The following is a 22,505-nucleotide window of genomic DNA, read 5'->3' as shown; positions in this document are numbered from 1 at the left end:
ATTCGGACCCACTTCCTAAACGGCTTCTTAAGTGGGGCGTCCTATGATCGCGCCCGGACGCATCCCATGTCCGCCATTTTACCGTGCATTACCCGGGCGCATGAGCCAGACATCGATCGAGCGGCTGAGGGAATATCTCGCGCAGCTCCCGCCGCAGGCGCAGGCCCTGCTGATGCGAGAGTTCGAGCGCGCGCTGGAGCGCGGCCAGGATACGGCCGTCGCGACCCTGGTGCTCGAGCAGCTGCGCAACATCGTCCGCAAGACCGAAGCCGATGAAGCCGCGCCGCCGCGCACGGACGATCTGTCGCGATTGCTGTTCCAGGTGTTGGAACCGTTCCTGGTCGAGGCGGGCACGCCGATCCGGGTTGGCCAGATTCGCCGCTCCTCGCTCCAGCCGATCTGGCAGTGGCTCGGCCGTGACGGCGCACCGGACAAGGTGAACGAATTCGAGGCGCTGCTGTCGCGCTTGCCGGCCGACAATGCAGGGCAGGTCGATGCGCTGGCCTTGAGGCTCCAGGCGGTGGCCGCGGATGCCATCTTCGAGCTGACGGGACCGGGCGGAGGCGACAAGTCGCGCGCTTTGGCCCGTGTCGGTCCGCCGAACGTGATCGAGGATCTCTATTCGATTGGTGCGATACTCCAGGTCCGCGAGGCCATCGCCACCGTGAACGAGCGCCTGCCGCGCTTCCTGCGCACCTTCGGCGATCCCCAGATCGCCTCGGTGACGTCGGCGCTCAACATTCCCGCGCTTCAGACGCCGCAGATGCTGCCCTTCGCGCTCTCGATGGTCGTGCAGCGGATGACCGCCCCCTGGCAGATCATCCGCCTCGCCATCAAGATTGCCGCGTCCGACGACGAGATACGAGTCGCGGCAACCCCTTATGGCGTTGCCGTCACGATCGCGCTGCATGATTTGTCCTGCGTGGCCGCGATCCTTCGCATGGACATCAAGCGCGGCCATTTCGACAACGTCGCCGACAATCTCAAGACGCTGCATGACGGCGTGCGCGGCCTGCGCACCGAGCTCGACCTGCGCAACGATTCCGCCTGGGGCAAGCAGTTGACGTCGATCCGCGCCGACATCTCCAACGCGCTGCAGTCCGAGATCGACAGCGTTCCCGGCCGCGTTCGCCGCATCCTGCGCCAGCGCCCCGAGAAGGACATTCCGCCGGGCGCGCGGGTCGACAGCACAGAGGTAGAGGAAGCGGTGGCGCTGATCGACTTCGTCGCGACCTGCCGCAATTATGCGAGCGAGCTCGCGATCAACGAGGTGACGCTGCGCACCTATTCCGACCTCCAGCAATACGTGGAACGCTCGACCGAGCAGCTGGTGCAGTCGCTGCGCGCCGCCGATCACAAGGTCCGCACCTATCGACAGCAGCAGGTGCAGGCCGCGATCCGCTTCTGCCAGGTCCTGTTCGGCGACGATTACGCCTCGCTGATGAGCCGGGCCGCGGAGAACGCACTCACTGGCGAACGCAAATCGTCGCGCGCGGGCTGATCAAGCGCAAATTTCATCGTCGCAATTTCTGGTTGACCATATCGATGGCGCGCCGTACGGTCCCCGAGCAAGTCCGGGGAATTTCTATCTGTGGGCGCATGAAACCCGTTATCAGCTCGATCGAGATTGAGAACCGCGTCATCGTTGCCAAGTATCAAAGGCTGATGGTTGGCGCCAAGGTGGTGCTGGTCGAGAAGGCGAGCGATCGGCAGCTGCCGGAGACGACCACGACGGTTGCATCTCGGGTTCCGGTCGGAGCGGTGCGCATCAGATTGCCGGAGGCAATCAAGCCGGGAACATACTTCCTGAGGGCCTTCAACGGGCACGGCGAGGACGCGGCGCGAAGCGCGGACTTCGAGATCGGCTAAGCTGTTGGATTTTCAACTCTTCGGGACTGTATGGCGTGCAGCGCTTTGACAATTGTCAATTGCCGCATCGTCCGGCCGTGGTGTAAAGGCACCTATAGGACCTATAGGCGCGGTTCGTGCGCTGCCGGAAGCTTGCCAGATGACTCTATGGTTCGTGTTCGCGCTGATGACGGTCGCGGCGATTTTCGCCGTGCTCTGGCCGCTTGGCCGCAATAGCGGCGCGCAAGATCAGGGCAGCGAGGTCGCGGTCTACAAGGACCAGTTGGCCGAGGTCGAGCGTGACCTCGCCGCAGGACTGATTCCGGCGCCGGAGGCCGAGGCTGCGCGCGTCGAGATCAGCCGCAGGCTGCTCGCGGCGGCAGCCAGTGAGCCCGCAACGGCGCCGAAGTCGAACCTCAAATGGCGCCGTGCAGCGGCCGTGGTGGCGCTGGCCGGCCTGCCGCTCGTTGCCGTCGCCGTCTACATGCCGCTCGGCTCACCCAGGCTTCAGGACTTTCCCCTGGCGCAGCGGGAGCGCGGGCCCGGCATGGCGCAATCGCTCGAGAGCCTCGTCGTTCAGGTCGAGCAACATCTGGAAAAGAATCCGACCGACGGGCGGGGCTGGAACGTGCTCGCGCCGGTTCTGGAGCGGCTCGGCCGCTTCGATGATGCGGTGCGCGCCTATCGCAACTCGCTCACATACAATGGCGAGAGCGCGGAGCGCCGGTCCGATCTCGGCGAAGCGATGTCGGCCGCCGCCGGCGGCGTGGTGACCGCCGAGGCCAAGGCCGAATTCGAGCGAGCACATGCCTTGAACGCCGACGATCCCAAGGCAAATTACTTCCTGGGTCTTGCCGCCGAGCAGGACGGCCGCAAGGACGATGCGGCCACGATCTGGCGCGCGCTGCTCGCAAAGGCGCCCGCGGATGCGCCGTGGCGTGCTCTGGTGCAGTCCTCGCTCGCGCGAGTCGGCGGGGGCGGTACGATGCCCGCGCTGTCCGATGAGACGATTGCTGCTTCCAAGGATATGGACGAAGGCGGTCGCAACGCGATGGTACGCGGCATGGTCGATCGTCTGGCCACGCGGCTGAAGCAGAACGGTGACGATGTCGAGGGCTGGCTGCGCCTGGTGCGCGCCTATCTCGTTATGGGCGAGCGGGACAAGGCCATGGGGGCATCGGCCGATGCCCGGCAGGCGGTTGCCAGCGACGCCGAGCGGCTGCGTCAGCTCAACGACGGCCTGAGGACTCTCGGGCTCGGCGGATGATGATTTCGGGACGCGACGAGCGGAGAACGGATACGCCATGACGCGCAAGCAGCGACGTATGACCATCATCGGCGGCTCGCTCGCCGTGCTCGCGCTCGCGGCCGCGCTGGTGCTCAACGCACTTCGCGACTCCATCGTGTTCTTCTCGACGCCAACCATGGTCGCCGAGAAGCACGTCGAGCCCGGCAAGCGGTTTCGCCTCGGCGGGCTGGTGCAGCCCGGCTCGCTGCAGCGCGGCGACAATCTCGCGGTGACCTTCGAGGTCGCCGACGGCAACGCCAAGCTGCCGGTCGCCTACAAAGGCATCCTGCCCGACCTGTTCCGCGAAGGGCAGGGCGTGGTCGCCGAAGGCGCACTCGACGCCAACGGCGTGTTCAAGGCCGATACCGTCCTTGCCAAGCACGACGAGACTTACATGCCCAAGGAGGTCGCCGATGCCCTGAAGAAGCAGGGGCACTGGAAGGACGATTACGGCGGCAAGGCGTCCGAGGGCACCAAGCCTGCAGCCACGACCGCACAGGGCAACCCGCAAGGAGCGATGCGGTGATCGCAGAATCCGGACATTACGCGCTGGTGCTGGCGCTTGGGCTCGCGCTGATTCAGTCCATCGTGCCCCTGGTCGGCGCGCGCCTGCGCGATGCAGCCCTGATGAATGTCGCGCGCTCCACGGCGCTGGCGCAGCTCCTGTTCGTCGGTGTGTCGTTCGCAGCGCTCGTGATGCTGCACGTGAATTCGGATTTCTCCGTCGCCAACGTGTACGAGAACTCCCACTCGACGAAGCCTCTGCTCTACAAGATCACGGGCGTATGGGGGAACCATGAAGGCTCGATGCTGCTGTGGGTGTCGATCCTCGCGCTGTTCGGCGGATTGGTCGCGAGCTTCGGCAACAATCTGCCGCTGTCGCTGCGCGCGCACGTGCTGGCCGTGCAGGCCTGGGTCGCCAGCGCCTTCTACCTCTTCATCCTGGTGACATCGAATCCGTTCCTGCGCATCGCCAATCCGCCGATCGAGGGGCGCGATCTCAATCCGGTGCTGCAGGACATCGGTCTGGCCGTGCATCCGCCGATGCTTTATCTCGGCTATGTCGGCTTCTCGATCTCGTTCTCCTTTGCCATTGCGGCGCTGATGGAGGGACGGATCGACGCCGCCTGGGCGCGCTGGGTGCGGCCGTGGACACTGGTCGCCTGGATCTTCCTGACGCTCGGCATCGCCATGGGGTCGTACTGGGCCTATTACGAGCTCGGCTGGGGCGGCTGGTGGTTCTGGGATCCGGTCGAGAACGCCTCGCTGATGCCGTGGCTCGCCGGCACCGCGCTGCTGCATTCCGCGCTCGTGATGGAGAAGCGCAATGCGCTGAAGGTTTGGACCATCCTGCTGTCGATCCTGACCTTCTCGCTGTCGCTGCTCGGCACCTTCCTGGTGCGCTCGGGCGTCATCACCTCCGTGCATGCCTTCGCTACCGATCCCACCCGCGGCGTGTTCATTCTGCTGATCCTCTGCCTGTTCATCGGCGGCAGCCTTGCGCTGTTCGCGGGCCGCGCCACCTCGTTGAAGCAGGGCGGCCTGTTCGCGCCGATCTCGCGCGAGGGCGCGCTGGTGCTGAACAATCTCTTGCTCACGGTCGCCTGCGCGGTCGTGCTGTTCGGCACGCTCTATCCGCTGGCAATGGAGATGCTCGCCGATTTCAAGATGTCGGTCGGCGCCCCCTTCTACAATCTCACCTTCGCCCCGCTGTTTACCCTGTTGCTGCTCGCGGTGCCGTTCGGGCCGATGCTGGCGTGGAAGCGCGGCGATCTGCTCGGCGTCATGCAGCGCCTGCTCGCGGCGGGCGTTGCCGGCCTCGTCGCCGTCGCCATCGCCTGGGGCTGGGCAACTGGCGGCAGCACGCTGGCGCCGCTTGCGATCGGGCTCGGCGTCTTCGTCATCGCCGGGGCCGTGACCGACATCGTCGAGCGGACGGGCCTGGTCCGGCTGCCGTTCGCGACGGTGCTGCACCGGGCGCGCGGCCTGCCGCGATCGGCCTGGGGCACGGCGTTTGCGCATGCCGGCCTCGGCGTCGCGCTGATCGGGATCGTCTGCGAGACCACCTGGAACAGCGAATATATCGCGACGATGAAGCCGAACGACGTCGCTCATGTCGCCGGCTACGAGCTGAAGCTCGACGGGCTGTTTCAGCGCCAGGGCCCGAACTACCGCGAGATGATCGCCGAGTTCAAGATCAGCCGCGATGGCGAGGCGCTCACGGTCATGACGCCGTCGAAGCGCAGCTTCACCACGCGCGGCTCGTCGACGACCGAGGCCGCGCTGCTGACGCGCGGTGCGAGCCAGCTCTACGTCTCGCTCGGCGACGCCACCGCCGAAGGCGCGATCGCCGTGCGCATCTATTACAAGCCGATGGTGTTGCTGATCTGGTGGGGGCCGGTGCTGATGGCGTTCGGCGGCGTGCTCTCGCTCTCCGACCGTCGCCTGCGCGTCGGCGCGCCGAAGCCGGCGCGTGCCAAGCAGCGCCTCCAGCCCGCGGAATGATCCTATGCGCCGCATGATGGCCGCGTTCATCGCGTTGATGCTGCTGGCCCTGCCTGCGGCCCACGCCGTCCAGCCCGACGAGATCATGTCGGACCCCGCCAAGGAATCGCGCGCGCGGGAGCTGTCGCGCGAGCTGCGCTGCATGGTCTGCCAGAACCAGTCGATCGACGATTCCGACGCACCGCTGGCACGCGACCTGCGGCTCCTGGTGCGCGAGCGCATCGCCGCCGGCGACAGCAATTCCCAGGTGCTCGACTTCCTGGTGGCGCGCTATGGCGAGTTCGTGCTGCTGAAACCGCGCTTCGAACGGCAGAATCTCCTGCTGTGGCTGCTCGGGCCGGTGCTGCTGATCGGCGGGGCCCTGGCGCTGTGGCTGCAGATCCGGCGCCGCGCGCGAAGCGGTGCAGACGTACCGGCGCCGCCGCTGACGCCCGAGGAGGAGGCACGGCTCGCCGCGTTGATGTCGGACGATGCCAAATCTTCCTGACGTCCGACCACAAAATGGAACGGCGGCTGCGGCCGCTGCCGCGCGCTTCATGCTATTTTGACCTTTGTCTGGAAGCTTGTCGCGAGATCGATTCCAGCCTCCGAGTCCTCCCGATGTTCGCGAACAGCAATCTGACGATCCGCTTCCTGGTCGGCGCCGTCGTCACTGCGTTATTGTTCCTGCTGGGCATCGGCGGCGGCACCGGCTTCATCGCGGTGCTCTATCTCAACAACGAGATCACCAGCCTGTCCTCGGACTTCGCCTCGCTGAGCGGCCCCGTGCGCGACCATGCCATGCAGATCTACCAGCAGGCGCAGACTGCGTTCTCCTGGTTCCTGGTCGCCTGCGGCGTGATCGCTGTCCTCGCCGCCGCGATCTGCCTCGCCACCTGGTTCGCCGTGCGCAACGGCATCCTCACCCCCTTGGCGGCGATCGTGCATGCCATGCGCGAGGTGGCCGACCAGAAATTCGAGACCGCCGTTCCCGGGCTCGGGCTCACCAACGAGATCGGCCTGCTCGCCGGCGCGCTGGAGGTGTTCAAGACCAACGGCCTCGAGCGGCGCCGCCTCTCCGAGCAGCAGCTGCACGAAGCACGGCATCAGGCCGAGCGGTCGAAATTCCTGGACGATCGGATCAGGCGTTTCAACGATCTCGTCGCCAGCGTCGTCGACAGTGTGGCGTCATCGGCCGTGCATCTGAAGACCAATGCCGAGACGCTGTCGCGGACGGCCAACGACACCAGCACCAAGGCCAATGCGGTCGCGAGCGGCGCGAACCAGGCCAGCACCAGCGTGCAGACGGTCGCAGGGTCTGCCGAGGAGATGACGAATTCGATCGGCACGATCAGCCGCCGCGTCACGGACGCGACCCAGCGCGCCGAGGGCGCGGCGTCACAGGCGGAGAAGAGCCGCGACACCATCCACACGCTGTCGGATGCCGCCGACAAGATCGGCGAGGTCGTCCAGCTCGTGCAGGCGATCGCATCGCAGACCAATCTCCTGGCGCTCAATGCCACCATCGAGGCGGCGCGGGCAGGGGAGGCGGGCAAGGGGTTTGCCGTGGTCGCGTCCGAGGTGAAGAATCTGGCGCATCAGACCAGCAAGGCGACGGAGGAGATCACCTCCCATGTCGCCAGCATTCAGGGCATCACCGCGGAGACCCGCGGCGCGATCGACGGCATTTCCAAGACGCTGTCGGAGATTTCGTCCATCATGTCCGGCATCGAGGTCGACACCGCCCAGCAGCGCAACGCCACGCAGGAGATCACGCGCAGTGCCCAGGACGCCGCGCGCGGCACCCTCGACGTTTCCAACCACATCGTCCAGATCACCTCGACCTCCGCGGAGACCGGCCGGATGGCCGCTGAGGCGCGGGATTCGGCGGTTGACCTGTCGCAGCAGGCCGAGACCCTGAAGCGCGAAGTCGACGAGTTCATCGTCAGCGTCAGGGCGAGCTGAGAGCGCCAACGTCGCGCTCAGGCGCGGTTCCAGGAACTCGGTTAAGTTCCTGTAGGACCACGATTTTCGGCGTGCGCTGAACTGCCGCATCCACGCACCCCTTCATTACGAAAGTTTAACCCCGCCGCCAGCGCACGGTAAGGCGCGAGCCCCCATGTTCAGGTTCGTAAGGTGCTGGCATCCCGCACCAAAGGAATTCAAGGCTCCTGGAGATTTCTGCATGACCGAACGTCCCGACCTTTCGAACCTTCCGTCGTACCGGCAGCCGCGCCGGTCGGTGTTCTCTGCGCGCAAGCTCGCGCTGATGGCCTCGGTCGTCGCCGGCCTCGGCGCGGCTGTCTACGGCTTCAGCCCTTCGACCTCGCCGGCGGACCTGTTCTCGAGCCCGGCGCATGCGCAGGTCAACAACGAGGTTCGTCAGGTTGAGCGTCCCGTCGGTTTTGCCGATATCGTCGAGCGCGTGAAGCCGTCGGTGATCTCGGTGAAGGTCAACATCAAGGAGAAGATCGCAAGCAACGATGACGGCGATGATTCCTCCTCGCCGTTCCAGCCGGGCTCGCCGATGGAGCGCTTCTTCCGTCGCTTCGGCGGTCCCGACGGCATCCCGGGCATGAAGGGAGGTCGTGGCCGCGTCGTGCAGGGCCAGGGCTCCGGCTTCTTCATCTCGGCCGACGGCTATGCCGTGACCAACAACCACGTGGTCGACGGCGCCGACAAGGTCGAGGTCACCACCGATGACGGCAAGACCTACACCGCCAAGGTGATCGGCACCGACCAGCGCACCGACCTCGCCTTGATCAAGGTCGAGGGCGGCTCGAACTTCCCGTTCGCCAAGCTCGCCGACAGCAAGCCGCGGATCGGCGACTGGGTGCTTGCGGTCGGCAATCCCTTCGGCCTCGGCGGCACCGTGACCGCGGGCATCGTTTCGGCCAGCGGCCGCGATATCGGCAACGGGCCCTATGACGACTTCATCCAGATCGACGCGCCCGTGAACAAGGGCAATTCCGGCGGTCCCGCCTTCGATACCAACGGCGAGGTGATGGGCGTCAACACCGCGATCTACTCGCCGTCCGGCGGCAGCGTCGGCATCGCGTTCTCGATTCCGGCCAACACCGTCAAGAGCGTGGTCGCGCAGCTGAAGGACAAGGGCTCGGTCAGCCGCGGCTGGATCGGCGTGCAGATCCAGCCCGTGACCTCCGACATCGCCGACAGCCTCGGCATGAAGAAGGCCGAAGGCGCGCTGGTGGCGGAACCGCAGGCCAACGGTCCGGCCGCCAAGGCGGGCATCGAATCCGGCGACGTGATCACGGCGGTCAACGGTGAATCCGTCAAGGACGCCCGTGAGCTCGCCCGCACCATCGGCGGCATGGCGCCCGGCGCGACCGTGAAGCTCAACGTGCTGCACAAGGGCCAGGACAAGGTCGTGAACCTCACCCTCGGCCAGCTGCCGAACACGGTCGAGGCCAAGGCCGACACCGACAAGGACAGCGGCAAGGGTGCCAATCGTGGCACCGACGTGCCCAAGCTCGGCATGACCGTGGCCCCCGCCAATTCGGTGGCCGGCGCCGGCAAGGAAGGCGTCGTGGTCACCGAGGTCGATCCGAAGAGCGCTGCGGCCGAACGCGGCTTCAAGGAAGGCGACGTGATCCTCGAAGTCGGCGGCAAGAGCGTGGCCACCGCGGGCGAAGTCCGTGACGCCATCAACGCGGCGCGGACCGACAACAAGAACAGCGTCCTGATGCGCGTGAAGAGCGGCGGCCAGTCGCGCTTCGTCGCGGTGCCCCTCGCCAAGGGCTAGGCCTTCAGGAGGCTTACGAGATGAAGTGTGTCGCCGGCATCAGTCGCCCCCGCCGACGGCGCCCTTCGGGGAAGCAGCGCAATGTTCGCTTCCCCTGTCTACCTTCCGGTGGAATTACGCCCCCCTCCGTCGGAAGGCCTAGGGCGGTGAGGTCCCCCCAGCTTCACCGCCCGCCTTTTTCCTGCTTCGACACTCTCCCGCTCGGCTTGCATGCCGGTGCCGCTCGCGCCATGTTTAGAGAAGGTTGACCTCCTTGACCGCCGCCGAACGCACGATGCGCCTCCTCATCATCGAAGACGACCGCGAATCCGCCGACTACCTCGCCAAGGCGTTTCGCGAAGTCGGACACATTGCCGACCACGCCGCTGACGGCGAGGAAGGCCTCGCCATGGCCGAGAACGGCGATTACGACGTGCTGGTGGTCGATCGCATGCTGCCCAAGCGCGACGGCCTGTCGCTGATCGGCGCATTGCGCGACAAGGGCAGCACGACGCCGGTGCTGATTCTCTCCGCGCTCGGGCAGGTCGACGACCGCATCAAGGGCCTGCGTGCCGGCGGCGACGATTATTTGCCGAAGCCCTATTCGTTCGCCGAGCTGCTGGCCCGTGTCGAAGTGCTGTCGCGCCGCCGCGGCGGCCCGGCCGAGGACACGCTCTACCGGGTCGGCGACCTCGAGCTCGACCGGCTGTCCCATCGCGTCGCCCGCGGCAAGGACGAGCTGACGCTGCAGCCGCGCGAATTCCGCCTGCTCGAATACCTGATGAAGCATGCCGGCCAGGTGGTGACGCGCACCATGCTGCTCGAGAACGTCTGGGACTATCATTTCGATCCGCAGACCAACGTGATCGACGTGCACATTTCGCGGCTCCGCTCCAAGATCGACAAGGGCTTCGAGCGGCCGCTGCTGCACACGATCCGCGGCGCCGGGTATATGATCCGTGACGGGATCAGATAAGATGCGGAGCCCATTTAGTTTTTTTCAAGCGCCTTGATTTTGATTGCCAAATTCTTGCCACCTCTTTTAGCCGTCGGCTCAAAATAAAAGCCCCGCCTAAGCGGGGCTTTCTACGATCGGCTTCCGGGCGTCAGGCAGCGTTTCGAGCCACACTCTCAAATCGTCTGGCAAGATGATTGTGCGCCTCCCGTGCTTCTTGGCCCCAAGTTTGCCGGCGCTGATCGCCTCGCAAATGGAAGTCAGCCCGATCCCGGTAAGGGCGCTTGCCTCCTCAGGTGACACCGAGAGTTGTTCCGAGAGCGGTATCTCTCCCTTCTGTCCGAACTCGTTCATTTCGCCCGCGGTTTCGCATCCAAGCGGCGTGGACTCATAACGGGCGTGGCAAGCTCCCCGCGCAAGTCGGTGTCATAGCCTCGGTCGGCAGCAGCATTGCCCCGGATTTCGAAGAGACAGCAGTTTTTCGCCAAGTCGAACGTCGTGTACCTTGGCCCGGCTCAACGCCAGGCTTACCGGCAGACCATTGTGCGTGGCGGCTTCTCTTCGCGATGCTGCCACTATGGAAGCGGATGCGTCGCGGCAAGACGGATGTCGCGACTAGCTTCGCTCCATCCGTGCTGATGGCATCGTTCGTAACCTGGGTGGCGCTGCTGTTGATTGATCTCGGCCTCGTATCAGCAGCCCTTGATTGCGGAGGCTTTCTTGTCGGATGGCGACTATCGGACACTGCGGGCCCAGAATGAGATCTTGCAACAATGAGCCGGTTGGCCAAAGCCGCAGGCGGTCGCGAAGATTGAAGTAAGTCCAATATTAGAATTAATGCAGCACAAGGGCGCCGCGATTTGCTTTTTCACTCGATTTTCCTGGCTGACGTCGCACAACACACAGCGATTTTCCGCTTTCTAAGCCACGATTAGACAGCCCTTTATCGAACGCCGCTGGTGCGGTGCCGCCGTCAACGAACGATCATCTAATGACTTGACTAGTTCTAAAAAAGAACTGTAGCTTGTCGCCGACGAGAAGGCCGAGCTCAACGGCCGCAGGGCTCACCACGCCGGCCATTCACATTTGGGCGGCGAGGCGCGCAGTTCGCACGGCACGATGCCGGGTGAACAGCCGGGTGACGCGACAAAACACAATGACGTGCCCGGACGGGTACGCATCAGGGAGGACGAGCCATGTTGGCGAAATGGAAGAGTCTTGCGGCTCTGGCTTTGCTTTTGAGCAGTCCGGCGTTCGCAGCCGACGAGCCTGGAGTGACCGCGACCGAGATCAAGATCGGCGGGGTATATCCATTCAGCGGACCTGCGTCGTCGATCGGTCTCGTAGGCAAGGGTCTGATCGCCTACATCCAATCGATAAACGACCGCGGCGGAATCAACGGCCGCAAGATCAACTACATCGCCTACGACGATGCCTACAGCCCGCCGAAGGCGGTGGAGCACGTCCGCAAGCTCGTCGAGAGCGATGAAGTGGCGTTCATGTTCGGCCAGCTCGGCACGCCCGGCCTTTCCGCAACGACAAAATACCTGCGGGCGAAAGGGGTGCCCAGCATCGCCATCATCAGCGGCTCGTCCAAGTTCACCGACGTCGCCAGCTACCCGCTGACGACGACCGGCCTCGTCAGCTACGACACCGAGGGAAAAATCTACGCCAAGTATCTGACCAAGACGCTGCCGAACGCCAAATACGCGATCCTCTATCAGAACGACGATCTCGGCAAAGATTACGTCAACGCCTTCAAGGCGTTTCTCGGCAAGGACTACGATCGAAAGGTCGTCAGCGCATCCTATGAGGTCACGGAGCCGACCGTCGATTCGCAGATCACAACCCTGAAAAGCTCCGGTGCCGAAGCCCTCATGATCGCGGGAACGCCGAAATTCGCCGCGCAGGCGATCCGGCAAGCTTCCGTGATCGGCTGGAAGGCGACGGTGATCATCAACTTTCCGTCCGGTTCGGTCGGCGGCACGCTCGCGCCGGCTGGCCTCGATAAATCGGTCGGCGTGATCGTCGGGACCATCAACAAGGACGTCGTGGATCCCAACTGGAAAGACGATCCCGCGATGCAGGCCTATCGGGCGTTTCTCGACAAGTACCTGCCCGGCGTCGACATCACCAACGGTAGCTATCTCACCGGCTATCAGCAGGGCATCCTGCTCGAGCAGATCCTGAAACAATGCGGCAATGATCTGTCGCGCAAGAACGTTCTGGCGCAGGCCAAGAACCTCAGGGATTTCGTCGTCCCGACCGCGCTGCCCGGGATCAAGGTGAACACCAGCGAAACCGAGAACATGATCTGGACGCAGATGCGGCTGCAGCGGTGGACCGGCTCGACCTGGGAAGCCTTCAGCGAAGTGTTGGACGCCAGGTCCGAGTGAGTTCGCGAGTCAGGGGAGCGGACGCGGCGCGGGCTGCGTCCGAGCCTGCTCTGCGTCGGCGGGCCGCCGACGGTCACGACAGGAACGCACCGTGTGCGGCCTTTCAGCAATTCGGGAGATCATTTTCGATGTCGACAACGGCGCTGACGTTTGCACCAAGAGAGGTCTCCATCGAGCGTCGAGCAGATGGCACGCTCATCTTGAGCTCGCCCCTTGCGTGGGAGCCGTGCGATTGGCGCATCACGGATTTTCTGCCACGCTGGGCCGAAGCCGTTCCGGACCGGATTGTCCTGGCGCAACGCAACGCGAGGGGCGGATGGGACGAGATCACCTATGGTGATGCCTGGGCGCAGGTTCAGGCGGTCGGCCAAAGCCTGATCGATATGGGCGCAAAGCCGGCCGACAAGCTTGCGGTCCTGTCCGGAAACTCCATCGAGAACGCGGTGATCTCATTTGCGGCAATGTCGATCGGGGTCGTTCTGGCGCCGATATCGCCAAACTACACCCTGATGCCCGGGGGCCTTGCACGCCTCAAGGACATCGCCGAGGTGCTGCGCCCGAGTTTCGTGTTCGTCCAGAGCGGCCGCGACTTTTCCGCTGGCCGCGCCATTCCCGAACTGGCAGCCGCGACCTGGATCAGCGTCGATGGTGCACCGGACACAGTGCCTTTCAAGGTTCTGACCGATCGGACCGGGAGCGAGGGATTCGCGCGCGCCTCGCGTGAGGTGCCCTGCGATTCCGTGGCGAAGATCCTCTTCACTTCCGGCTCGACCGGCTTTCCCAAAGGCGTGCTCAACACCCACCGGATGATGGCAAGCTCCCTGCAGATGGGGAGCCTGCTCGTGTCACCTCCGGCTGCGCCGGTGCAGGTTGAATGGCTGCCCTGGCACCATACGATGGGCAGCAACGTCATCCTTCACGGCATTCTGAAGAATGGCGGAACGCTCTATATCGACGATGGCCGGCCGCTGCCGCAGCTCTTTCACAAGACCATCGCCAATCTCAGGGAGATTTCGCCGACCGCGATGTTCAATGTCCCGGCGGGCTACAATCTCCTATGCGACGCGATCGAGAAAGACCCCGACCTTGGCGCCCGCGTGTTCAAGCGGATGGATCGTTTGAGCTACGCCGGAGCTGCAATTTCGCAAGGTACGCTTGAAAAACTCTACCGGCTGACATCGTCGATCACGGGACGCTCAATTCCTGTCATGTCAGGCTACGGCACCACCGAAACCGCCCCGACGATCAGTACGACCCACTGGGCAACCGATCAGCCGGGGGAGATTGGTCTTCCCGCGCCGGGACTTCAGCTCAAGCTGATTCCCGTCACCGATACTTACGAGGTCAGGGTCAAGGGACCCAACGTCACGCCTGGCTATCTCGGCCAACCGGAGTTGACAGAAAGGGCCTTCGATGAAGAGGGCTTCTATCGCATCGGCGATACCGTCTCGTTTCTGGATCCGCAGAAGCCGGAGCGGGGTCTTCGCTTTACCGGCAGAATCTCCGAGAATTTCAAGCTCTCGAACGGCACCTGGGTCGCGATCGGCAATATGCGCGCGGCAATCCTGGCCGCGACCCGCGGCGTCCTGCTCGACATCGTCGTTGCGGGCGAAAACCGCGAGGCGTGCGCGCTGCTCTGCTGGCTGAATCCGACCGAGGCGGCAAGAATTTCGAGCGGCCGAGCCGGCGATTTGACCTGCGATCCTGGCGTGATTCAATTCCTGAAGGATCGTTTTCAGCAGTATAACGAGACCGTCGGGAGCAGCGAAAGGATCTGTTCGTTCTCGCTGCTGAAGGATCCGCCATCAATGGCCGCGGGAGAAATCACCGACAAGGCCTACGTCAACCAACGTGCCGTGCTGAAAGTTCGCTCCGAACAGGTTGAGCGTCTCTACGCCAACGAACCGTGCCGCGATGTGGTCCTGGTGTGACGGGGAGTTCAGCGTTGCTTGCGGCATGCCGGCGCTGCCGTCTCAAGCGGCGCGTGATCGTGCCTTTGTCTTCCTGGTCTCCGGCGTCTTCCCGGTCTCCGGCGCGCTTTTCTCGAGCAGGCCGCCGCGGGCACCCGGCCCCGGGTGAGTGTGAACCTCCTTGGCCGACAATGGCTCGCCGCATTCGGAGCACACCATGACAGGATCGAAGTCCTTTCCGCATTTGCGGTGCTGGTGCAGCAAGGGGCGGCCGCGCTCGTCGACCATATGAGTATCACCCCAATGCACGATTGCCATCATGATCGGATAGAGGTCGAGGCCCTTCTGAGTCAGGATATATTCGTGGCGCTTGGGCGATTCCTGGTAGGGAATGCGGCGCAGAATGCCCTGTCGAACCAGTTTCTTCAGCCGCTCGGCGAGCAAGTGCCGTGTGATTCCCAGCGCCGACTGGAATCCCTCGAAGCGGCGCGTGCGCAGGAAGCACTCGCGCAGGATCAGAAGCGTCCAGCGGTCGCCGATCACGGCGATGGTCCGGGCCATCGAGCACGGCTCTTCCTCGAGTTCTTTCCACTTCATCCACACACTCCAGTCGTGCCGGCATGGGCCGTTTCGAATCGCCACAAAGGCCGGCGCGGTCTCTTGCATTCTAGATAGGTACTAAATTCCAAACAATACCCCTCCGGGCAAGGGAAACCAGCGGAGTACAGCCGGATTTGACAGTTCTTTTATAGAACTATACTCTAAATGGGGCTGGCGAGTGGATCGCCCGTCATACGATCTCCGGGAGAAGCCGCGATGACCTTGAAGGTTGAATTCCAGTTCGATTTCGGTAGTCCGAACGCCTACCTGGCTGAAGTGGCTATTCCGGGCATTGAGCAGCGGACTGGCGTGAAGTTCGCCTATGTACCGGTTCTCCTAGGCGGAATTTACAAGGCGACCGGCAACATGTCGCCGTTCGACTCGCTTCGCGGGATCAAGAACAAGCCGGAATATCAGGCGCTGGAAACCCAACGGTTCATCCGACGCCAAAACATCACGAAATTTCGCCAGAATCCGTTCTTCCCGGTCAACACGCTGATGCTAATGCGCGGCGCTGTCGCCGCCCAGTTCGAGGGCATGTTCGAGCCGTATTTTCGCGCCGCCTATCACCACATGTGGGAAGAGCCTAAGAAGATGGACGACCTCGAAATCTTCCGCAGCGCGTTTATCTCCTCTGGCATCGATGTCGACCGGTTGATGGCGCGCGCACAGCAGGATGACGTCAAGAAGCGGCTGATCGATCTGACCAACGACGCCGTCAGCCGAGGAGCATTCGGCTCTCCGACCTTCTTCGTTGGCAAGGAGATGTTCTTCGGCAAGGACCAGCTCCGCGACGTCGAGGAGTCCATCGCCGAGCAGACCAGACAGCCCGTTCCCAAATCGGCCTGACGGACGCCGACGGCCCGGACCGATTGGCGAAAGCCACTCTCGGTTCCAGAACAAAAGCAAAATCAGGCAGAATGCCCATACCGGCGTTCGCGTGCTCGATTTGACCGGCGTGGTGTCAGGCCCGTTCGCGACCATGTTTCTGGCGGATCAAGGCGCCGAGGTGCTGAAGATCGAGCCGATCGGCGGCGGAAGGCTGTCGATCGACGTCAAGAGTGCGCCTGGGCGCGAGGTGCTCAGCCGGCTGGTCGCGCAGGCCGATGTCCTGGTGCAGAATTTCCGGCCAGGGACCATGGAACGTCTAGGTCTCGGCGTTCTGGAGTTACGCCAGCGCCATCCGCGCCTGATCTGCATCTCGATCAGTGGGGTCGGCGATACCGGCCAGTACGACAAGAAGCGTGTCTATGATCCGATCGTTCAGGGACTCTCCGGCTTCGCCGATATCCAGTCGCAGCCGGTGACGAATCGGCCACAGATGATCCGCACCATCGTCTGCGACAAGACCACCGCGGTGTTCACAACGCAGGCAGTTGCGGCGGCGCTGTATGCGCGTGAGAAGAGGGGGCAGGGCGACCCCGTCGCGCCGGCAGATGCAAACCGTATAGCCGCCCTTCGCAAAGCGCCGCGCGACGGCTGCGCCGATCGCATCGCCTGCGCCCACCAGGATCGCCACGCCGCGGCTCTCGATCATGCGTCTTCCTTTCAGTATGTTCTTATTTAGAACGTATTGGTCATTGCTCTCTGCAGGATTGTAAAGATCGCGCGAAAGGGTAGGTCAGCTGCCCCATTCTCGGGCCAGAGCCGAAAGCGACAAATTGGCGATTGACGAGTTCTAAAAAAGAACGTTAGATCGAATTCATGAATGCGCTGCGGCAAAGGACATGCGCTCATCATCCGGGAGGTTGGCAATGGCGACCCTTTCAAGCGCGACCGATATAGCAGGCGGCCATATGCTCACGACCGGCGAATGCCGGATTGGGCCAGGCGCTCCGGCCTCGGCGAAATAGCTTCAACAGATCAACCCTACCGGGAGACGAGCCTTGCAAAAGAGAAGCGCAACCGCGGCCGTGATCGGCGCCGGCGATTTCATCGGCGGCGAGATCGCCAAAAAATTCGCGGCAGAGGGATTCACGATCTTCGCCGGCCGCCGTAACGGCGAAAAGCTGGCTCCGCTCGTGAAGGATATCGAGGCTGCCGGAGGAGAGATCCACGCCCGTTCGCTCGACGCTCGCAAGGAAGACGAAATCATCTCCTTCCTGAACGATGCGGACAAGCACGCGCCGCTGGAAGTCTGCATCTTCAACATCGGGGCGAACGTCAATTTCCCGATCCTCGAAACCACAGAACGCGTTTTCCGCAAGGTCTGGGAAATGGCCTGCTATTCCGGCTTTCTGGCCGGTCGCGAGGCGGCCCGCCTCATGCTGCCGCGAGGGGGCGGCAACATCTTCTTTACCGGGGCGACCGCCTCGCTCCGAGGCGGCAGCGGTTATGCAGCTTTCGCAAGCGCCAAGTTTGGCCTTCGCGCGGTCGCGCAAGCCATGGCCCGCGAGCTCGGCCCGAAAAACATTCACGTCGCGCATCTCATCATCGATTCCGGCGTGGATACCGAGTGGGTTCGGCAACGGCGGCTGGAGGCTCTCGGGCCGAACGCTCTGGATGATCCGGACGCCTTGATGCCGCCGTCCTCCGTTGCTGCATCCTACTGGCAGCTCTACCAGCAGCCGAAAAGCGCGTGGACGTTCGAGATGGAGATCCGTCCCTTCGGCGAGAAGTGGTAGCGGAGCCTGCTACGATGGAGCTCAAGCTTTCCCGCGAGGATACCGCGTTTCGCGACGAGGTGCGCACTTTCATTGCGGAGAACTATCCGCCGGAAATGCGCGTTCCCAATCCGGAGACCGAACTGACCAAGGAGCAGTCGCTGCTCTGGCACCGGATTCTCTACAAGAAGGGTTGGATCGCGCCGCTCTGGCCCAAGGAGTATGGCGGCCCGGGCTGGTCCGTCACGCAGCGCTTTATCTTCGAGCAGGAAACCTCTCGCGCCGGCACGCTGCCGCCGCTCGCCTTCAGCGTCACCATGGTCGGGCCGGTGATCTACACGTTCGGCAACGAGGCGCAGAAGAAGAAGTTTCTGCCGCGGATTCTGTCCGGCGAGGATTGGTGGTGCCAAGGTTATTCGGAGCCGGGCTCAGGCTCGGACCTCGCAACCGTCAGAACCAAGGCGGTGCGTGACGGCGACCACTACATCGTCAACGGCCACAAGACCTGGACCACGCTGGCGCAGCATGCCGACTGGATCTTTTGCCTCGTGCGCACCGATCCGAACGCGAAGCCGCAATCCGGCATCTCCTTTCTGCTGATCGACATGAAGTCGCCCGGCGTCACCGTGCGGCCGATCATCACGATCGATGGCAGCCACGAGGTCAACGACGTCTTCCTCGAAAATGTCCGCGTGCCTGTCGAGAACCTGGTTGGCGAGGAGAACAAGGGCTGGACCTACGCCAAGTTCCTGCTCGGCAATGAGCGCACCAGCATGGCCGGCATCGGCCGGTCCACCCGCTACATCAACAAGCTGAAACAGATCGTGAGGGCCGAGATACCGGTCGACGATCCCGCGCATCTCGAATTCCTGCGCGACATTGCCCGCATCGAGCTCGACGTGCTGGCGCTGGAGGCGACGGAGCTGCGCGTCGTCGCCCAGATGGCGCGCGGCATCGATCCCGGTCCGGCGGCCTCGCTGTTCAAGATCCGCGGCACCGAGATATTTCAGAACATCACCGAGCTCACCCATCGCGCGATCGGCAATTACGGCCTTGCCATCCGGGAGCATCCGGTCAGCGCCAACCGCTTCATGCCCGGTCCCGACTTCGGCCATACCGCCTCGGAAAAATATCTGAACGCGCGCAAGCTCAGCATCTACGGCGGATCCAACGAGATCCAGCGCAACATCATCGCCAAGGCCGTGCTCGGGCTCTAGCCACGGCGGATCGGGAGGATCGGATGGATATTCAGTTCACGGAAGAGCAGGAATTGCTGCGATCCAGCGTCCAGCGCCTGTTGCGCGACCAGTACGACTTCGAGGCGCGGCGCAAGATCGTGGCAAGCGAGGAAGGTTTCAGCGGGAAGCAGTGGGCGGCTTTCGCCGAGCTCGGCCTGCTGGCTGCGCCGTTCTCCGAGGGTGCCGGCGGTCTCGGCGGCGGCCCGTTGTCGACCATGATCGTCATGCATGAGTTCGGCCGACACCTCGTGGTCGAGCCTTTTGTCGAGACGGTGGTGCTGGCCGGCGGCCTGATCGAGCACGCCGGCACACCCGAGCAGCAGCAAAGCTTCATCCCGGGTATCATCGACGGCTCGAAGATCTGGGCGCTGGCCTGGACGGAGAAAGCATCGCGTTTCGATTTCGCTCATGTCGCGACCAGGGCGCGGCGCGAGGGGAGCGACTACGTTCTGACCGGCGCGAAGACCATGGTGATCGGCGCGCCCTGGGCCGATCATCTGATCGTCTCGGCGCGGACTTCCGGCGACGACCGAGACCGCGGCGGCGCGAGCCTGTTCGTGGTCGATCGTCGTGCTAGCGGCGTCGATCTCCAGAGCTTCAAGACCATCGACGGTCGCCGGGCCGCCGAGGTCAGCCTGCGCGATGTGCGTGGGCAAATGCTCGGGCGGGAAGGCGAGGCCGTTGCCGCACTGGAAGCCTGCCGCGACCGCGCCATCGGCGCGCTCTGCGCGGAAGCCGTCGGCGCCATCGGTGAGCTGAACTCGGCGACGCTGGAGTATTCCAAGACCCGCAAGCAGTTCGGCACCACCATCGGCTCCTTCCAGGTGCTGCAGCACCGCATGGTCGACATGTTCATCGCCCATCAGGAGGCGCTCTCCTTGATGCAGCATCTCAGCCTCAGCCTCAGCGCCGGCGATTCCGGAGTATCGCGGCTTGCCTCCGGCGCCAAGTCGAAGATCGGCTATGCGAGCAAGTTCGTCGCCGATCAGGCGGTGCAGCTTCACGGCGGCATGGGAATGACCGACGAGCTCAACGTCGGGCACTATTTCAAGCGTATCTCCTCCATCAACATCCAGTTCGGCGATCCCGCGTTCCACGTGCTGCGCTACGCGCAGCTGGACACGGCCGCGTAAGCAGAGAGGCCAGCCAGCATGACGACAGAAGCAGTCATCGTTTCCACCGCAAGGACGGCCGTCGGCAAGGCCTATCGTGGCGCGCTCAACAACACGGACGGCCCGACCATGGCCGGGCATGTGATGGCCGAAGCGGTGAAGCGCGCCGGCATCGCGCCCGGAGAGGTGGAAGACGTGGTCCTGGGCTGCGCGATGCAGCAAGGCACCATGGTGATGAACGTGGCGCGCAAGGGCGCGATCCGCGCCGGCCTGCCGGTGACGGTCGCCGGCACGACCATCGACCGGCAATGCGCCTCCGGCTTGCAGGCCATCGCGGTGGCCGCACGCTCGGTGATGCTCGACGGCGTCGAGGTCGCGATCGGCGGCGGCATCGAGTCGATCAGTCTCGTGCAGAACGAGCATATGAACAAATTCCACGCCGTCGACGCCGAACTGATGGCGATGAAGCCCGAAATGTACATGTCGATGCTGGATACGGCGGAGGTCGTCGCCGAGCGCTACAAGATCGGCCGAGACAAGCAGGACGAATATAGTCTCGAATGCCAACGCCGCGTCGGGGCCGCGTTGCAGGCTGGCCGCTTCAACGACGAGATCGTGCCGTTCACGACCAAGATGGCGCTCGTCAACAAGGACACCAAGGAGGTCAGTTACGAGCAGGTGACGCTCACAAGGGACGAGGGTCCGCGTCCGGAAACCACCGCCGAAGGCCTCGCCAAGATCAAGCCGGTGTTCGAGGGCAAGACGATCAGCGCGGGAAATGCCAGCCAGCTTTCGGACGGTGCCTCGGCCTGCGTGATCATGAGCGACAAGATTGCAGCCAGGAAGGGCCTCAAGCCGCTCGGCATCTTCCGCGGCTTCGTCGCCGCCGGCGTCGAGCCGGACGAGATGGGCGTCGGCCCGGTCGCGGCGATCCCGCGCCTGCTCAAGCGCCATAACCTGAAGATCGACGACATCGACCTCTGGGAGCTGAATGAGGCTTACGCGGTGCAGGTGATCTACTGCCGCGACAAGCTCGGGATCGATCCGGACAAGCTCAACGTCAACGGCGGCTCGATCGCGATCGGCCATCCCTACGGCATGACCGGGTCGCGGCTCACCGGCCATCTCCTGATCGAGGGCCGGCGGCGCAAGGCGAAATACGGCGTGGTGACCATGTGCATCGGTGGCGGCATGGGCGCAGCCGGTCTGTTTGAAATCATCCACTGAGCGGCAACGCGGGGAGATCATTCGTGAAGACAGCGATCACCGAACTGTTCGGCATCGAGCACCCGATCATCCAGGGCGGGATGCACTATGTCGGCTTCGCCGAAATGGCGGCCGCCGTCGCCAACGCCGGCGGGCTCGGCCTGATCACGGGCCTGACGCAGAGAACGCCGGAATTGCTGGCCAAGGAGATCGCGCGCTGCCGCGATATGACGGACAAGCCGTTCGGCGTGAACCTCACGTTCCTGCCAACCTTCACCGCACCGCCCTATTCGGAATACATCGCTGCGATCAGGGACGGCGGCGTCAGGATCGTCGAAACCGCCGGGCGCAGCCCCGAACAGTACATGCCGGCCCTGAAGGCGGGCGGCATCAAGGTGATCCACAAATGCACCTCCGTCCGGCATTCACTGAAGGCCGAGCAGATCGGCTGCGATGCCGTCAGCGTCGACGGCTTCGAGTGCGGCGGCCATCCCGGCGAGGATGACATGCCGAACATGATCCTGTTGCCGCGCGCGGCCGAGGAACTGAAGATCCCGTTCGTTGCCTCGGGCGGCATGGCGGATGCGCGCAGCCTGGTTGCCGCCCTGGCGATGGGCGCTGCGGGCATGAACATGGGCACGCGCTTCATCGCCACCAAGGAAGCGCCGGTGCACGAGAACGTCAAGAAGGCGCTGGTCGCGGCGACGGAACTCGACACCAGGCTCGTGATGCGCGCGCTCCGGAATACAGAGCGGGTCCTGAACAACAAGGGCGTCGAGCAACTGCTCGAGATCGAGCGCGAGAAGGGCAAGAGCCTCAAGATCGAGGACATCCATGACCAGGTGGCGGGTGTCTATCCCAAGGTGATGATCGACGGCGACATGGATGCGGGCGCCTGGAGCTGTGGCATGGTCGTCGGGCTCATTCACGACATTCCGACCGTGAAGGAACTGATCGACCGCATCATGGCGGATGCCGAGCGACTGATCAGGGACAGGCTGACCGGATTTCTCGACGCCGACAGCGGAGCCGCGCGGAAGGTCGCGTGAGGACCACGGGGATCGGCGCTTCAAGCGCCGCTTCCCGCGCATTCGTCTGGTGAGGGGCCCCCGATCTCGGCTCC

19 protein-coding genes and 2 pseudogenes are annotated in these 22,505 nt (G+C 63.8%); 18 read left to right on the top strand and 3 right to left on the bottom strand.

Annotated features, from left to right (window positions below; genetic code table 11):
* Nucleotides 1-100 precede the first annotated feature (100 nt).
* From AC1RQP_RS20750 to AC1RQP_RS20710, 9 genes are all read left to right on the top strand, one after another.
* On the top strand, nt 101-1,501 hold the full coding sequence (locus AC1RQP_RS20750; protein WP_492938325.1) for a hypothetical protein: 1,401 nt from the start codon (nt 101-103) through the stop codon (nt 1,499-1,501).
* A 98-nt stretch (nt 1,502-1,599) separates the two neighbouring features.
* A complete protein-coding gene (locus tag AC1RQP_RS20745) occupies nt 1,600-1,869 on the top strand; it encodes a hypothetical protein (RefSeq protein ID WP_239629656.1) in 270 nt (89 codons plus the stop codon).
* Between the two features lie 139 nt (nt 1,870-2,008).
* Nucleotides 2,009-3,115: a c-type cytochrome biogenesis protein CcmI gene (gene ccmI / locus AC1RQP_RS20740; protein WP_239622435.1), complete on the top strand. Its 1,107-nt coding sequence runs from the start codon at nt 2,009-2,011 to the stop codon at nt 3,113-3,115.
* 37 nt (nt 3,116-3,152) lie between these two features.
* On the top strand, nt 3,153-3,662 hold the full coding sequence (gene ccmE, locus AC1RQP_RS20735) for a cytochrome c maturation protein CcmE (RefSeq protein WP_239622436.1): 510 nt from the start codon (nt 3,153-3,155) through the stop codon (nt 3,660-3,662).
* Nucleotides 3,659-5,641 carry a heme lyase CcmF/NrfE family subunit gene (locus tag AC1RQP_RS20730; RefSeq protein ID WP_239622437.1) on the top strand — a complete coding sequence of 661 codons (1,983 nt, stop codon included), beginning with the start codon at nt 3,659-3,661 and terminating at the stop codon, nt 5,639-5,641. The genes ccmE and AC1RQP_RS20730 overlap by 4 nt, the downstream gene beginning before the upstream one ends.
* A 4-nt stretch (nt 5,642-5,645) precedes the next feature.
* Nucleotides 5,646-6,128, top strand: a complete 483-nt coding sequence (locus AC1RQP_RS20725) for a cytochrome c-type biogenesis protein (protein WP_239622438.1) — start codon at nt 5,646-5,648, stop codon at nt 6,126-6,128.
* A gap of 113 nt (nt 6,129-6,241) precedes the next feature.
* Nucleotides 6,242-7,585, top strand: a complete 1,344-nt coding sequence (locus AC1RQP_RS20720; RefSeq protein WP_492938324.1) for a methyl-accepting chemotaxis protein — start codon at nt 6,242-6,244, stop codon at nt 7,583-7,585.
* A 220-nt stretch (nt 7,586-7,805) separates the two neighbouring features.
* Nucleotides 7,806-9,383, top strand: coding sequence for a Do family serine endopeptidase (locus AC1RQP_RS20715; RefSeq protein WP_239622440.1), 1,578 nt, complete (start codon nt 7,806-7,808; stop codon nt 9,381-9,383).
* A gap of 274 nt (nt 9,384-9,657) precedes the next feature.
* Complete coding sequence (locus AC1RQP_RS20710; RefSeq protein WP_239622441.1) at nt 9,658-10,338, top strand: response regulator transcription factor; 681 nt, start codon at nt 9,658-9,660, stop codon at nt 10,336-10,338.
* A 96-nt stretch (nt 10,339-10,434) separates the two neighbouring features.
* Here the strand turns inward: AC1RQP_RS20710 and AC1RQP_RS20705 are convergent, their stop codons facing one another.
* Nucleotides 10,435-10,671, bottom strand: a complete 237-nt coding sequence (locus AC1RQP_RS20705) for a helix-turn-helix domain-containing protein (RefSeq protein ID WP_492938323.1) — start codon at nt 10,669-10,671, stop codon at nt 10,435-10,437.
* Nucleotides 10,672-10,718: 47 nt separating this feature from the next.
* Nucleotides 10,719-10,860 (bottom strand): annotated as a pseudogene (locus AC1RQP_RS20700) (IS5/IS1182 family transposase); the annotation flags it as partial.
* 653 nt (nt 10,861-11,513) lie between these two features.
* Between AC1RQP_RS20700 and AC1RQP_RS20695 the strand changes: the two are divergent.
* Complete coding sequence (locus tag AC1RQP_RS20695) at nt 11,514-12,713, top strand: ABC transporter substrate-binding protein (protein WP_239622442.1); 1,200 nt, start codon at nt 11,514-11,516, stop codon at nt 12,711-12,713.
* Nucleotides 12,656-14,644: an AMP-binding protein gene (locus AC1RQP_RS20690; RefSeq protein ID WP_492938322.1), complete on the top strand. Its 1,989-nt coding sequence runs from the start codon at nt 12,656-12,658 to the stop codon at nt 14,642-14,644. Before AC1RQP_RS20695 ends, AC1RQP_RS20690 begins: the two co-directional genes overlap by 58 nt.
* 42 nt (nt 14,645-14,686) lie before the next feature.
* Here the strand turns inward: AC1RQP_RS20690 and AC1RQP_RS20685 are convergent, their stop codons facing one another.
* Nucleotides 14,687-15,220 (bottom strand): winged helix-turn-helix transcriptional regulator, encoded by a 534-nt coding sequence (locus AC1RQP_RS20685; protein ID WP_239622444.1) that lies wholly within the window; start codon nt 15,218-15,220, stop codon nt 14,687-14,689.
* Between the two features lie 219 nt (nt 15,221-15,439).
* Between AC1RQP_RS20685 and AC1RQP_RS20680 the strand changes: the two genes are divergently transcribed.
* The 7 genes and pseudogenes from AC1RQP_RS20680 (at nt 15,440) to AC1RQP_RS20650 (ending at nt 22,431) form a co-directional block, all read left to right on the top strand.
* Nucleotides 15,440-16,072 (top strand): 2-hydroxychromene-2-carboxylate isomerase, encoded by a 633-nt coding sequence (locus AC1RQP_RS20680; protein ID WP_492938431.1) that lies wholly within the window; start codon nt 15,440-15,442, stop codon nt 16,070-16,072.
* Nucleotides 16,073-16,133: 61 nt separating this feature from the next.
* Nucleotides 16,134-16,658, top strand: a pseudogene (locus AC1RQP_RS20675) (CoA transferase); the annotation flags it as partial.
* 451 nt (nt 16,659-17,109) lie between these two features.
* On the top strand, nt 17,110-17,847 hold the full coding sequence (locus tag AC1RQP_RS20670; RefSeq protein WP_492938321.1) for an SDR family oxidoreductase: 738 nt from the start codon (nt 17,110-17,112) through the stop codon (nt 17,845-17,847).
* 14 nt (nt 17,848-17,861) lie between these two features.
* Nucleotides 17,862-19,043: an acyl-CoA dehydrogenase family protein gene (locus AC1RQP_RS20665; RefSeq protein ID WP_492938320.1), complete on the top strand. Its 1,182-nt coding sequence runs from the start codon at nt 17,862-17,864 to the stop codon at nt 19,041-19,043.
* A gap of 23 nt (nt 19,044-19,066) precedes the next feature.
* Nucleotides 19,067-20,197, top strand: coding sequence for an acyl-CoA dehydrogenase family protein (locus tag AC1RQP_RS20660; RefSeq protein ID WP_492938319.1), 1,131 nt, complete (start codon nt 19,067-19,069; stop codon nt 20,195-20,197).
* A gap of 18 nt (nt 20,198-20,215) precedes the next feature.
* Entirely contained in the window at nt 20,216-21,403 is a 1,188-nt protein-coding gene (locus AC1RQP_RS20655) for an acetyl-CoA C-acyltransferase (RefSeq protein WP_492938318.1), read from the top strand.
* Nucleotides 21,404-21,426: 23 nt separating this feature from the next.
* Entirely contained in the window at nt 21,427-22,431 is a 1,005-nt protein-coding gene (locus tag AC1RQP_RS20650; protein WP_492938317.1) for an NAD(P)H-dependent flavin oxidoreductase, read from the top strand.
* The last annotated feature ends 74 nt before the right edge of the window (nt 22,432-22,505 follow it).

This window comes from Bradyrhizobium sp. GW821-FHT13H06 (assembly GCF_058803975.1).
This window is presented reverse-complemented; position numbering and strand designations above follow the sequence as displayed.

Bases quoted from the DNA above. Each gene is read 5' to 3' on its own strand.
- ccmI (WP_239622435.1), top strand. From the start codon at position 2,009: ATGACTCTATGGTTCGTGTTCGCGCTGATGACGGTCGCGGCGATTTTC.
- ccmE (WP_239622436.1), top strand. From the start codon at position 3,153: ATGACGCGCAAGCAGCGACGTATGACCATCATCGGCGGCTCGCTCGCC.
- AC1RQP_RS20705 (WP_492938323.1), bottom strand. From the start codon at position 10,671: ATGAACGAGTTCGGACAGAAGGGAGAGATACCGCTCTCGGAACAACTC.
- AC1RQP_RS20710 (WP_239622441.1), top strand. From the start codon at position 9,658: ATGCGCCTCCTCATCATCGAAGACGACCGCGAATCCGCCGACTACCTC.
- AC1RQP_RS20720 (WP_492938324.1), top strand. From the start codon at position 6,242: ATGTTCGCGAACAGCAATCTGACGATCCGCTTCCTGGTCGGCGCCGTC.
- AC1RQP_RS20715 (WP_239622440.1), top strand. From the start codon at position 7,806: ATGACCGAACGTCCCGACCTTTCGAACCTTCCGTCGTACCGGCAGCCG.
- AC1RQP_RS20685 (WP_239622444.1), bottom strand. From the start codon at position 15,220: ATGAAGTGGAAAGAACTCGAGGAAGAGCCGTGCTCGATGGCCCGGACC.
- AC1RQP_RS20665 (WP_492938320.1), top strand. From the start codon at position 17,862: ATGGAGCTCAAGCTTTCCCGCGAGGATACCGCGTTTCGCGACGAGGTG.
- AC1RQP_RS20750 (WP_492938325.1), top strand. From the start codon at position 101: ATGAGCCAGACATCGATCGAGCGGCTGAGGGAATATCTCGCGCAGCTC.
- AC1RQP_RS20725 (WP_239622438.1), top strand. From the start codon at position 5,646: ATGCGCCGCATGATGGCCGCGTTCATCGCGTTGATGCTGCTGGCCCTG.
- AC1RQP_RS20660 (WP_492938319.1), top strand. From the start codon at position 19,067: ATGGATATTCAGTTCACGGAAGAGCAGGAATTGCTGCGATCCAGCGTC.
- AC1RQP_RS20745 (WP_239629656.1), top strand. From the start codon at position 1,600: ATGAAACCCGTTATCAGCTCGATCGAGATTGAGAACCGCGTCATCGTT.
- AC1RQP_RS20695 (WP_239622442.1), top strand. From the start codon at position 11,514: ATGTTGGCGAAATGGAAGAGTCTTGCGGCTCTGGCTTTGCTTTTGAGC.
- AC1RQP_RS20655 (WP_492938318.1), top strand. From the start codon at position 20,216: ATGACGACAGAAGCAGTCATCGTTTCCACCGCAAGGACGGCCGTCGGC.
- AC1RQP_RS20680 (WP_492938431.1), top strand. From the start codon at position 15,440: ATGACCTTGAAGGTTGAATTCCAGTTCGATTTCGGTAGTCCGAACGCC.